13 protein-coding genes are annotated in these 11,837 nt (G+C 65.9%); 4 read left to right on the forward strand and 9 right to left on the reverse strand.

Annotation, left to right across the window (positions count from 1 at the left end):
* The first annotated feature begins 33 nt into the window (after positions 1–33).
* A complete protein-coding gene (locus MU553_RS07695) occupies positions 34–654 on the forward strand; it encodes a hypothetical protein (protein WP_247377360.1) in 621 nt (206 codons plus the stop codon).
* Here MU553_RS07695 and MU553_RS07700 read toward each other — a convergent pair.
* The 4 genes from MU553_RS07700 to MU553_RS07715 all read right to left on the reverse strand — a co-directional run bounded on the left by MU553_RS07700 (position 644) and on the right by MU553_RS07715 (position 3,348).
* Positions 644–871: a hypothetical protein gene (locus tag MU553_RS07700; protein ID WP_247377362.1), complete on the reverse strand. Its 228-nt coding sequence runs from the start codon at positions 869–871 to the stop codon at positions 644–646. The two genes, MU553_RS07695 and MU553_RS07700, sit on opposite strands and share 11 nt — an antisense overlap.
* 86 nt (positions 872–957) lie before the next feature.
* On the reverse strand, positions 958–1,656 hold the full coding sequence (locus MU553_RS07705; RefSeq protein WP_247377364.1) for an SDR family NAD(P)-dependent oxidoreductase: 699 nt from the start codon (positions 1,654–1,656) through the stop codon (positions 958–960).
* A gap of 71 nt (positions 1,657–1,727) precedes the next feature.
* Positions 1,728–2,312, reverse strand: coding sequence for an isopentenyl-diphosphate Delta-isomerase (gene idi / locus MU553_RS07710; RefSeq protein WP_247377366.1), 585 nt, complete (start codon positions 2,310–2,312; stop codon positions 1,728–1,730).
* Positions 2,313–2,379: 67 nt separating this feature from the next.
* Complete coding sequence (locus tag MU553_RS07715) at positions 2,380–3,348, reverse strand: diacylglycerol/lipid kinase family protein (protein WP_247377369.1); 969 nt, start codon at positions 3,346–3,348, stop codon at positions 2,380–2,382.
* A 55-nt stretch (positions 3,349–3,403) separates the two neighbouring features.
* On the opposite strand from MU553_RS07715, the gene MU553_RS07720 reads away from it, so the two are divergent.
* Positions 3,404–4,108 carry a PHP-associated domain-containing protein gene (locus MU553_RS07720; protein ID WP_247377371.1) on the forward strand — a complete coding sequence of 235 codons (705 nt, stop codon included), beginning with the start codon at positions 3,404–3,406 and terminating at the stop codon, positions 4,106–4,108.
* A 62-nt stretch (positions 4,109–4,170) separates the two neighbouring features.
* On the opposite strand, the gene MU553_RS07725 is transcribed toward MU553_RS07720, so the two are convergent.
* The gene (locus MU553_RS07725) at positions 4,171–4,584 is read right to left on the reverse strand and encodes an Lrp/AsnC family transcriptional regulator (protein WP_247377373.1); all 414 of its coding nucleotides are present in this window, start codon (positions 4,582–4,584) and stop codon (positions 4,171–4,173) included.
* Positions 4,585–4,686: 102 nt separating this feature from the next.
* On the opposite strand from MU553_RS07725, the gene carA reads away from it, so the two are divergent.
* Positions 4,687–5,730: a glutamine-hydrolyzing carbamoyl-phosphate synthase small subunit gene (carA, locus tag MU553_RS07730; RefSeq protein WP_247377375.1), complete on the forward strand. Its 1,044-nt coding sequence runs from the start codon at positions 4,687–4,689 to the stop codon at positions 5,728–5,730.
* A 3-nt stretch (positions 5,731–5,733) separates the two neighbouring features.
* Here the strand turns inward: carA and MU553_RS07735 are convergent, their stop codons facing one another.
* Both MU553_RS07735 and MU553_RS07740 read right to left on the reverse strand, forming a co-directional pair.
* Positions 5,734–6,492, reverse strand: a complete 759-nt coding sequence (locus MU553_RS07735; RefSeq protein ID WP_247377377.1) for an SDR family oxidoreductase — start codon at positions 6,490–6,492, stop codon at positions 5,734–5,736.
* Positions 6,493–6,574: 82 nt separating this feature from the next.
* Entirely contained in the window at positions 6,575–7,126 is a 552-nt protein-coding gene (locus MU553_RS07740) for an HD domain-containing protein (protein WP_247377379.1), read from the reverse strand.
* 155 nt (positions 7,127–7,281) lie between these two features.
* Here MU553_RS07740 and MU553_RS07745 point away from each other — a divergent pair, with 155 nt between their 5' ends.
* Positions 7,282–7,560, forward strand: a complete 279-nt coding sequence (locus MU553_RS07745) for a YgaP family membrane protein (RefSeq protein ID WP_282594253.1) — start codon at positions 7,282–7,284, stop codon at positions 7,558–7,560.
* Between the two features lie 157 nt (positions 7,561–7,717).
* On the opposite strand, the gene carB is transcribed toward MU553_RS07745, so the two are convergent.
* Entirely contained in the window at positions 7,718–10,924 is a 3,207-nt protein-coding gene (carB, locus tag MU553_RS07750; protein ID WP_247377383.1) for a carbamoyl-phosphate synthase large subunit, read from the reverse strand.
* Positions 10,925–11,039: 115 nt separating this feature from the next.
* The gene (locus tag MU553_RS07755; RefSeq protein WP_247377385.1) at positions 11,040–11,834 is read right to left on the reverse strand and encodes a phosphatase PAP2 family protein; all 795 of its coding nucleotides are present in this window, start codon (positions 11,832–11,834) and stop codon (positions 11,040–11,042) included.
* Positions 11,835–11,837: the final 3 nt, after the last annotated feature.

Here is an 11,837-nt window from a genome sequence, read left to right on the forward strand (position 1 = left end):
AGACCTATTCCGGCTACCGTTCGATGCCGTGTCATGTCCAGACGAAAACGAGACGTGAAACGGCGCGGCTATCGTGCCGTCGGACGCGAGACGGTCCGCACGGTCGCCACGCTCGTGGTCGGTTCGGTCGTCATCGCCGTCTTCTCGATCTGGCACCGACTCCTGGGTGTCCTGCGGTCGTCTCCCGGACCAGGCTCCCAGCAGCGCGACGGGAGTCAAGGCCCCGAACTCGTCGAGTACGAACTCGGCTGGTACCGCTATCTGAAAGCCTTCGACGCCCATCACGGACCTACCGGGAGCCCGGACCGAGACCCCGCGTCTGGGTCGTTCCTGCGCGGCCTGCGGACCTGGCTCGCGACCCGTTGCCTTCGAGGGTACACGCTCGGTGACGAGGTGTACGTGTGTCCGAACGCGCCGCGAGTCCTCCGCGTCCACCAGGCTGGCCACGCGCCCTCGTTCGGGAGCGAGTTCCCGACGCTCGTCCGGTCCAGACGCGACAGCGGAGGCCTCGACGACGCGCCGCTCTCGACGCTCGACGTGATGCTGCCGGGCGATTTCCCCCACACGCTGTTGCGGCTGCGAGACACGCGGGGATTGACGGACACCTACGAGGAGTGGCTCGACACCGGTCGCATCGAACGCGTCAATCGGTAGTCTCCTCGTCGGGTCCGAATTCGAGCACGACAGTGAGAACGCCCGCTATGAGGCCCGTCGTCGCGACTCCGGCGGCGATCGCTCCCGGGGTGACTGCTCCACCGGCCATCGCGACGGCGACGAATCCGACCATCCCGACGCCGGGCGGGATCGACAGCACGGCGAGCCAGACGAGTGCTTCCCGTCGGCTGGTGCCCCGTCCCCGACCCTCACTCATTGCTCGGCAAGTCTTGACCGACCGGTATAGTGCTGTGGGTGGTTCCCCCGAAAAACCGATTTGCGGACGGACGATCGGAGCCACAGTTACCAGTCGATGACCTGCTGGTCGCGCCAGAACTCACCGCTCGGGCTCTGTGGCTTGAACCGCGCGAGCCAGACCGGCGTTTCCGCGCCTTCTTCGGGACTCCGTTCGGCGTATGGGCCGCCCATGTCGGTGCGGGTCCAGCCGGGACAGACCGCGTTGGCGATGAGTCCCTGATCGCGGTACTCGCCGTCGAGATACACGGTCAGCCCGTTGAGGCCGGTCTTGGAGACGCGGTAGGCTGCCATGCCGCGCCCCATCTCGCCGGTCAGCGACGCCAACCCCGAGGAGACGTTGACGACGCGGCTCCCGTCGCGCAGGAGCAACAGCGGCAGTGCGTACTTGGTGAGGAGGACGGGACCGCGCAGATTCGTCGAGAACGTCCGGTCGATGACGCCGGTGGGCATCTCCTCCAGGGCGACGCGGGTGTCCATGACGCCGGCGTTGTTGACGAGGATGTCGAGTCGCCCTTTCTCGTCGTCGATGACGTTGATCGCCTCGACGACGTCGTCCTCGGACGTGACGTCGAGTTCGAGCGGCCGCTGGTCGTCACAGGAGAGCTCATCGGTGTCTTCGGCACCAGCGTACACGGTCGCGCCCAGTCCGGAGAGCTTCGCGGCGATGGCCTCCCCGATTCCGCGGGACGCTCCCGTGACCAGCGCGACCTGGCCGCCGAGCGACTCGTACGTCTCGACGTCCATGTGGAAATTCCCTGCGTCAGGGGGCAAAAACCCGACCCGCCAGTTACCAGGGATGAAAATCAGGCTCGGTGTCAGTCCTGGAAGTCGCGCCGCATCGCGATCTCGAACCAGGGACACAGGCGCAGTTGCCGATACCAGCGCGGGTGTTCGTGCAGGCGCTCGTAGGGGACCCACATGACGCCGGCGACCTCTTCGGGATCGGGATCGAGCGTCGTGTCGACCAGCGTCGCCTTCAGCACCGCACAGACCTCGTGTTCGACGCCCTCGTTCTGGTAGTACCGTTTGTACTCGAAGCGGTCGGTCACCCGGAGATTGTCGTACTGGTCGGGCGTGACCCCGAGTTCCTCTTCGAGTCGCTGTCGGGTGGCATCTTCCTGGCTCTGGCCCTCGACGGGGTGGGAGGCGACGGTGCCGTCCCAGTGGGTGTCCCAGAGGCGCTTGTCGGGGCTGCGCTGGGCCAGCAGGATGTTGTCGTCCTGGTCGAACAGCAGGCTCGTGAAGGCGCGGTGTCGGATGCCGTCACCGGTGTGTGCGTCCAGTCGGTTGACGGTCCCCAGTGCGTTGTCGTCGGCGTCGACCTTGATGACGTCCTGCCCAGCGTTCTCGTGCTGGAGGTCGTCACCGAGACCGTCCCCGGACGTGTCGTCGGAACTCATGCCTGTTTCATTGACGACGGGGTTCAAACACCCTTCGCTTCATGCCGTCGGACACGTGGTGACTCGGTCACCCCTCCGGATGTGGCTCGTATCCCTCGCCCACCCGGAGTCGAAGCGAGGCCGGGCTGACCTCGATGGCCAGTTCCCGTGCGGTCACCTCCTCGCCGTCGAGACTGAACGTCGTCGGATCGTCGTCCAGGACGCGCACGGTCAGCCCAGCCGTTTTCACCCGAGTGACGTGGTCGGCGTCAGCGCCGAGGAGCCGTTCGCGCGCCGTCGATCTGGCGAGTCCCGCGAGGTTCGACCCCGGTTTCTTCTCGATGATGGCCACGTCGAGCAGGCCGTCTTCCACGTCGGCCTGCGTCTGTCCCCGCGACGGAAACCGACGGCCGTTCCCGACGAGCAACAGGACGGCCGTCCCCTGCCAGGCCCGCTCGGCAGTCTCGTCCGTCTCGATGCGCAGTCTCGTCCCCTCGAAGTCCACGGCCGTTCGGAACATCGTGAGGACGTAGGCGACGACGCCGAGGTCCGCTTTGAGTTCCGACGTCGTCTCGCTGCTCGCCTGGGCGGTCAGGCCACCGATGCAGGAGTTCAAGAACGGACGATCACCGGCGAACCCGAGATCGATGTCCCGTTCGGTTCCATCCTCGATGACGTCGAACCCGTGTTCGACGCTTTCGATGCCGACGTTTCCGGCGAAGTTGTTGCCTGTTCCCGCGGGGATGACCCCGAACACGACGTCGCCGAGGGCGTCGGCCGCGACGAGACCCCGAACCACTTCGTTCAGCGTGCCGTCGCCACCGGCCGCAGCGACGACTGACGCGCCGTCGCTGGCCGCAGCGGCCGCTAACTCGATCGCCTGGCCTTCGCGCTCGGTCTCCTGCACTGTGAATCCGTGCTGGGCTGCGAGCGTTCGGATGCGCTCGACGTGGGCGCTGGTTCCGCTCGTGGGATTGAGAACGAGTACACGCGTCTCGTCCGGTGCGGTACCGCCGTCCGGACGTCCGTCGCACAGGTCACTCCGCCCGTCGGTCACTACCCGCTAGAGAAGTGGACAGAACCCAAAAGGACTCTTACCGCTTCCTTCCGGTGTGTTCGCCGTTGACCTTCACACGCATACCCGCTTTTTCCACGGGTTTCCCTCGCGACCGACGCCGTTCGATCCCGTCGGCGCGCGGCTGGTGACAGCCGTCGCCCGCGCTCGCGGTCTCGACGGCGTCGCGTTCACGAACCACGACTACTACGAGCCGGTGTCGCCCGTCGACGGCGTCACGACGATCCCCGGCATCGAGGTGTCGAGTACCCGCGGGCACGTCCTCGTCGTCGGCCCGGACCCGCCCACCGTCACGCGCGTCGACGCGCTCGACCCGCTGGCGGTCGTCGAACTCGCTCACGAGCGCGACTGTGCCGCCATCATCGCTCACCCCTACCGGAACAGCAGCGTGCGGGAGGTCGACGCGCCGTTCGACGCTATCGAGATCAACGGCAAGCACCCGCGGACCAGCGAGTGGGTGGAGATCCTGGCCGACGAGCACGACCTGCCGACCGTCGGCGGCAGCGACGCCCACTATCCGTTCGAGGTGGGTCGCGCCTACACTGCCGTGGACGCCGATCGGCTCACGCCCGAAAGCGTCGTCGCCGCCATCCGCGACGGCCGGGTCGAACCGCGCGTCACCGACTGGCTGCCACACCGACTCCTGCGACGAGTCTACCGCTCCGTCCACACCGAGAAAGGCGACCTCGACCGCCCCGACTGGCTCACGCCGGGCGTCGGCCCACCGCCGGGAGAACAGTAACTCTCCAGCGTCGTCCAAAGAGAAACTCCGAGAACCCCTGTGAAAAGATCGCTTCGCGTTACTCAGCCGAGCCGCTCGTCCAAAATGAGACGAGTCTTCGTATTCACGACCTCGTCCAACTCTCGGGCTCTGGTGATGAGTTGGTTGACGCGCTCCGTGTCGGCGGCGTCGACGACGAGCACGATGTCCTGGTCGCCCGACACCTGCCAGACCGAGTCGACTTCTTCCCACTCGATGATGCGGTCCGACACCGCGGACGTGTCGACGTTGACGTCGACGCTGAGTTCGATCATCGACTTGACGTTCCCCGTCGACGTCGCGACGGTAAAGCGCTCGATGATCCCGTCCTCGACCAGTCGCTCGACCCGATTGCGGACCGTTCCCTCGGACGTTCCCACCCGGTCGGCGATCTCCGTGTACGGCGTTCTGGCATCCCGCCGGAGGATGCTCAGAATCTGACGGTCCAGATCGTCCATTGAGATGCGAGAGTTGTCTGTGACTGTACTTGAGGATTGCGAAATTCGTAACTCAGCTTCGAAAGCAACACTTATGAACGGGTGGCGGATACGTATCTCGTAATGTCGGACGCCTATGTGGCCATCGAGGGCGGGCGCGTCATCGAAGCACGCGCTCGCGCTCCGGGCACGACTCGCGGGGAACTGGTGTTTACGACCGCCTACACTGGGTACGAGGAGAGCCTCACTGATCCCTCCTACGAAGAACAGATCCTCACCTTCTCGTATCCGCTGATCGGAAACTACGGCGTCCGAGAGGAGCGATTCGAGTCCGACCGCGTCCACCCGCGCGGCGTCGTCGCTCGCGAACTCACCGACGACGTCGCCGAGTGGCTCGAATCCGAGGACGTACCTGCCGTCGACCACCTCGACACGCGCGAACTCGTCACGGGCATTCGCGACGAGGGAGCCATGAAGTGCGGAATCGCCGCCGGCCCGGACGTCACCGAACAGGACGCGCTCGACCAGCTCGACCAGTGCAAGCACATGTCCGATCACACGGACATCGGTTCGCAGGTCAGCGTCGGTGAGACGACCGTCTACAACGAAGACGGCGACGGTGCGGACGTCGCGCTGGTGGACTGCGGTGCCAAGGGATCGATCGTCGACTCGCTCGTCGAGCGCGACGCGACGGTCCACGTCCTGCCCTACAACGCGACGGCCGACGACGTCGCCGCCGTCGACCCGGACCTCCTCTTCATCTCGAACGGCCCCGGCGACCCGCAGAACTTCGAGCAGGCCGCCGAGGTCGTCGACGAGTACGCCGGTGAGACGCCGCTGGCAGGCATCTGCCTGGGCCAGCAGGTCATCGCCAACGCGCTCGGCGGTTCCACCGAGAAGATGGAGTTCGGCCACCGCGGCGTCAACCAGCCAGTCCGTGACCTCCGCACCGACCAGGTCGTCATGACCACCCAGAACCACGGCTACACCGTCGCCGAACCCGGTGATCTGGAAGTCACGCAGATCAACGTCAACGACGACACGCCCGAGGGCCTGGAGAACGACGACCTCGACATCATCACCCGCCAGTACCACCCCGAGGCCCATCCCGGTCCCCACGACTCGCTGGGCTTTTTCGACGACGTGCTGGCGATGACTGAAAACTGAGGACTACCTGCCGTTCTCTCTCGTTTTCCTGTGACTCCCGTCGGGAGCGACGGCCCTCGCCCCGTCGACCGGCGGCGCCCAGTCGACGTCGACCAGTCCCGTCGCCTCGCCCCGCAGTCCCTTCCGTGTAACCACCTCGAAGGTTCGGTTCTCGGCTTCTGGCGTCCAGAGCGCACTGACCATCAGACGTGCCACGTCGGCGCGGGGAATCATGCCAGTGATCGTGTCGCCGCCCTCGGCCACGAGCACGTCGTTCCTCGGTGGCCCGTCAGTGAGCCCGCCGGGGCGGATGATCGTGTGTGGCGGCCCTGTGATCGCGAGGTACTGCTCGGCACGCCCCTTCGCTTTCAGGACGCGATAGAGCAGCAGCCGGAACGGGAGCGGGACCTCGGACTTTGAGTTGCCGACGCCGATGGAGCTCTCCATGACGAACCGCTCGACGCCCTCCCTGGCGGCGGCCTCGGCCAGATTGATGATGCCCTGCCCGTCGACCAGCGCGGGGCCGAACATCGATCGAAGCGACGACCCCACGGCACAGAGCACGCCGTCACACCCCTGGACGGCGTCCTCGGCGTCGGCAGGGTCGAGCAAATCACCGACGACGACCTCGTCGACGCCGCGCTCGAGGAGTTCGCTGCGGTTCTCGGCTGAGCGCGTGATCGCCTGGACCGTCAGGTCACGGCCGGCCAGCACGTCGAGAACCTCCCGGCCCGTCCGGCCGCTGGCCCCGGCCACGAGGACGCGGTCGTAGTCACTGGGCACGGTTCGTTCTCCACAGCCACGGCGAAGTAACTTGTTGCGCTCGAACTGACTGGTTGGGCCGTGCCGACTGGGTCAGTGCTGCTCACACGGTCCGGAGATCGTCGGTCGCTCGGGACCGGATCGCCGTCGTCGCGATCTCGTCGGCTCGGCGAACGACCGCCGCTTCGAGCGTCGCCGGTTCCACCGTCGTTCGACTCGTGTGCGAGAGAACGATGTGTGCGAGTTCGACCGGCAGTCCCGCCCGTGCGACGACGTGCACGCCGTAGTACGGATGTCCGAGCAGGTCACCGACGGCGGTCGTCTCCATCCCGTCGAACTCGTACAGTTTGCTCACGTCGTGTACCAGCGCACCTGCGATGACGGTGTCCAGCGAGAGGCCGACTTCGCGCCGCTCCAGCAGCGTCTCCGCCAGGGCGACGGCCCCTGCTGTGACGTCTCGGACGTGGTCGACCAGGGACTCGTCGTCGAGACCGAGGGCACGCTGCGTCGGTGGGAGCCACGGGACGCTCTCGAGGTTCTCGATGTCGTTGTCCTCGATCGCTGTCTCCCAGGCGGAGACGACTCCGTCCCGGAGGTCAGCGTTCTCGATACTGGCGAGTTCTGGAAAGGCGGCGTCGACGACAGCGTCGGTCATACCTGACGTCGGAGAACCAGTGAGAAAAACGCCAGGACGAGTGGAGAGTGGTGTCGACGCGCTGGATGGGCACCAGCAGCACGGATACTGGACAGGCAGCGACTCGCTAACTTATCTCCTCGCAGCGCGTACTGTCCGAACTGGTGAACCTCATCATGGAGAAAAACGTCGGTGGATACGACCGTCTCGCCCGGTTCGTCGTCGGACCGCTACTGATCGTACTCGGCATCGCGGCCGTCACTGGCCTCGTCAGCCTCGGAACAGGCACGCTCGGCGTGGCCCTTGCAGCGGTTGCACTCCTCCTCGGAGTGGTGTTCACAGCCACAGCCGCGATGCAGACCTGCGTCCTCAACTCGCTCCTGGGCATCGACACGTACGAATCTTCCTCGGGCCGACAATCGTCGTCCGACGAGGCGAAACCGAGCGCCAAGTGACCGGATCTCGCCTATCGGGGCGGAATCCAACGGATGCGACCCGTCTTTTCGACGAATGCTCGTCCTCAGTACGGGCTGTCGACACTCCGTCGTTCAGACAACCGGCCGCAAAACGAAATCGGTCAGCGAACGCGAACGAGGGGGCGAGTCGGACCGCTTAGAACGAGCCCCAGTCGCGACGGTCCTTGGGGCGTGCGGCGACGTCCTGGACGTTCAGCGGCTGGTCGGCCGACTCGATGGCCTCCAGGGCCGCCTCGGCGCTCTCGATGGTCGAGAAGTACGTGATGGTCTCCTCGACGCACACTTCGAGAATCTCGCGGTTGCGCGAGACGACCATGTCGATCTCGCCGTCGCGGAGCTGCTGTTTGATGGCGTCGACGTCCTCGTAGTCGTCGAGGTCCGAGACGTCGAAGTGGTCCTCGAAGCCGATGACCGGCAGGTCGACGATGGCCTTCCCTTCGAGTGGGATCGGCTTGCCGACGGACATCTGGGCCTTCTGGTAGGCCTTCCCGAAGGAGCCGGCGGTGCCCATGACCTCACCCGTGGACTTCATCTCCGGGCCGAGGCGCGGGTCGCTGCCCGGCAGGCGGTCGAACGGCAGGACGACCTCCTTGACCGAGACCTGGTCGGGGATCTGCTCGTCCACGTCCAGTTCCCCGAGGGTCGCGCCGGCCATGACCTTCGCGGCCAGTTTCGCGATCGGGACGCCCGTCGCCTTCGAGACGAACGGGACGGTACGCGAGGAGCGCGGGTTCGCTTCCAGCACGTAGACGGTGCCGTCGCGGACGGCGAGCTGGACGTTCAGCAGGCCCACGGTGTCGAGGGCGGTCGCGATGTCCTCGGCGACCTCGCGCACGCGTTCGAGCGTGTCCTCGGAGAGCGAGCGCGGCGGGATCATACACGCGGAGTCGCCGGAGTGGACGCCGGCGGTCTCGACGTGTTCCATGATGCCGCCGATGAGAACGTCCTCGCCGTCGGCGACGGCGTCCACGTCCAGTTCGACGGCGTCGGCGAGGAAGTCGTCGATGAGGATCGGCTTGTCCGGGGAGACGCGAACGGCCTCCTCGATGTAGGTTTCGAGGTCCTCGTCGTTGTACACCACGTCCATCGCGCGACCGCCGAGCACGTAGCTCGGGCGCACGAGGACCGGGTAGCCGATGTCGCGGGCGATCTCCAGGGCCTCTGCCTCGGAGGTCGCGGTGCCACCTTCGGCCTGGGCGATGCCCAGGTCGTCCATCAGGCGGTTGAACCGGTCGCGGTCCTCGGCGAGGTCCATCGCCTCGACGGACGTGCCCATGATCTCACAATCGAGGTCGCGGCGCTGGATCTCGTCTTCGAGGGGTTCGCCGATGTCGACGGAGGTCTGGCCACCGAACTGGACCATCACGCCGTCGGCGCCGGTCGCCTCGATGACGTCGGCGACCTCTTCGGCGGTGACCGGCTCGAAGAACAGGCCGTCGGAGGTGTCGTAGTCCGTCGAGACGGTCTCGGGGTTGTTGTTGACGACGTGGACCTCGATGCCGGCCTCTTCGAGCGCGCGGACCGCGTGGACCGAACAGTAGTCGAACTCGACGCCCTGTCCGATGCGGATCGGACCGCCGCCGACGACCACGACGCTCTCGACGTCGCGGTCGACCTGCACCTCGTCGCGCCCGAGTCCCGAGATCGGCTCGCGTGCGGAGTAGTAGTACGGCGTCGAGGCGGCGAACTCGCCCGCACAGGTGTCGACCTGTTTGAACGTCCGCGGGGCAGTTTCGTCCTCGACCTGATCGACCGTGATTCCGGAGCCGTCAGCCTCGACCTCGTCGGCGTCGACCTGGTTCGCCTCGTCGCGGTCGGGGAGCCAGGACGCGTGCGTGTCGTTGAACTCGCCGCCGGCGATGGCGGTGATCTCCTGGTCGGTGAAGCCGACGTCACCGGCGGTCTCGAAGTCGCCCTCGGCCGCGGACGCTGCGGCTTCGGCGATGCGCTTGTAGCGTTCGAGGTACCACTCGCGCATCTCGGTCAGTTCGTTGACCTCCTCGACGGTGTAGCCGCGCTCGAACGCCTCGAAGACCGCGTACGTGCGGTCCGGCGTCGGGCGTTCGAGATACTGGCTCTCGAGTTCGTCGTCGCTGACGTCCTGCCAGTCGACGGCAGGGTCGTACTCAGAGGAACGGAGCGCCTTCAGCATCGACTCCTCGAAGGTCCGACCGATGGACATCGCTTCCCCGGTCGACTTCATCGCGGGGCCGAGCGCGAACTCGACGTCGCGGAACTTGTCCTTGGGCCAGCGCGGCACCTTGGTCACGACGTAGTCGATCGCTGGCTCGAAGGCCGCGGTGGTCTGGCCGGTGATCTCGTTTTCGATCTCGTGGAGGCGCTTGCCCATCGCGACCTTGGCGGTGACGCGGGCGATCGGGTAGCCGGTCGCCTTCGAGGCCAGCGCGGAGGAGCGAGAGACGCGCGGGTTGACCTCGACGACGCGGTACTCGCCGCCGGGCGTGCCGTCGTCGCGCCAGGCGAACTGGATGTTACAGCCGCCCTGGATGCCGAGTTCGCGGATCACGTCGAGGGCGGTGTCGCGCATGACCTGGTGGCCCTCGTCGGGGATGACCTGGCTGGGCGTGACGACGATCGACTCGCCGGTGTGGATGCCCATGGGGTCGATGTTCTCCATGTTGCAGATGATGATACAGGAGTCGTCGGCGTCGCGCATCACCTCGTACTCCAGTTCGATCCAGCCGTCGATCGACTCGGTGATCATCACGCGGTTGTCGCGCGAGAGGTTGAGCCCCTTGCGGGTGGCGTCTTTGAGTTCGTCCATGTCGCCGATGACGCCCGACCCCTGGCCACCCAGCGTGTAGGTGGTCCGCATGATGACCGGGAGGCCGCCGACGGCCTCGACCGCGTCCTCGACCTCGTCGATCGATTCGATAGTTTCCGAACGCGGGACGGGCTTGCCGATCTTCTCCATGCGCTGACGGAACATGTCGCGGTCTTCCGTCGCGTAGATGGTGTCGAGCGGGGTGCCCATCACGTCGACGTCGTGTTCCTCGAGGACGCCCTCCTCGGCGAGTTCGGCCGTCACGTTCAGGCCGGTCTGTCCACCCAGGCCAGCGATGACGCCGTCGGGGTTCTCCTTCCGGATGATCTCGGCGATGGCTTCGGTGTTGATCGGCTCGATGTACACCTTGTCTGCCATCTCCGGGTCCGTCATGATGGTCGCCGGATTCGAGTTCACCAGCACGACTCGCGCACCCTCTTCCTGGAGTGCGCGACAGGCCTGTGCACCGGAGTAGTCGAACTCCGCAGCCTGCCCGATCTTGATGGGGCCGCTACCGATGAGCAGAATCGTCTGGTCATCGCCTGATCCGTCTGTCATTACCCATTTGCAGTTCGCACATCGTAATAAACTCGGCGAAAGATTGCGAGCATCGCAATCGAATTTCGAAATTCGTATCCGATGGCTGTCGGTGCGGCGGGGCCCCGAGACGCCGTCAGGACGTCCGTTTGCGGATGCGCTCGGCCGCGTAGACGCTGAAGACGCCGAGTGCGACGCCGGTGACGACGTCGGTGCCCCAGTGGATGCCGAGGTACATGGTCGCGATGACCACGCTCACCGCCATTGGGATCGCCACGACTGGCCACTTCGGATAGTGCTCGCGCGTCCGGTAGGCGAGGAGCGCGACCGTCACCGACAGCGAACTGTGCAGCGACGGAAAGACGTTCGTGTTGCGGTTGACCTGGCTCGTGATGAGTTGGGCCTTCGGCCAGTCCGTGTACAGGAGCGACTGCACCTGGTCGGCGATGAGGTTCCGGGGACCGAAGGAGATGAACAGGACGTAAAACACCAATCCGATGGCGTAGTTCAGCGTGTACGCCATGGTCATCTCCCGGAGGGACTCGGCGCTCTCCAGCGCCAGGTACAGCACGACGGGGAAGATGAGCAGGAACGCGTAGCCGTAGACGTAGATGAACGAGAAGTACTCGGTCAACATGGGCGTCGCCAGCGACTGGACGTCCGCGACGAACGCGCCCTCTACCGAGTGGATGTACCCGGTGATGTTGATGCCGATCATCCACATGAGGTCGCCCCCGGCCTCCCGCACGAGGCTGTTGATCACGAGGACGACCCCCAGGACCCCGATCGAGGGACCGGCCGCGCGGACGCGGTCGCGAAGCGACCGAACGGTCGCCTCGAGTTGGCGCGGCCCGACGATGGCCACGGACGCGACGCCGACGAGACTGAGCACGACCACGAGTGTTTTCGCGGTGAAACTGAGGAGCGCCATGGA

Source organism: Halorientalis brevis (assembly GCF_023077655.1).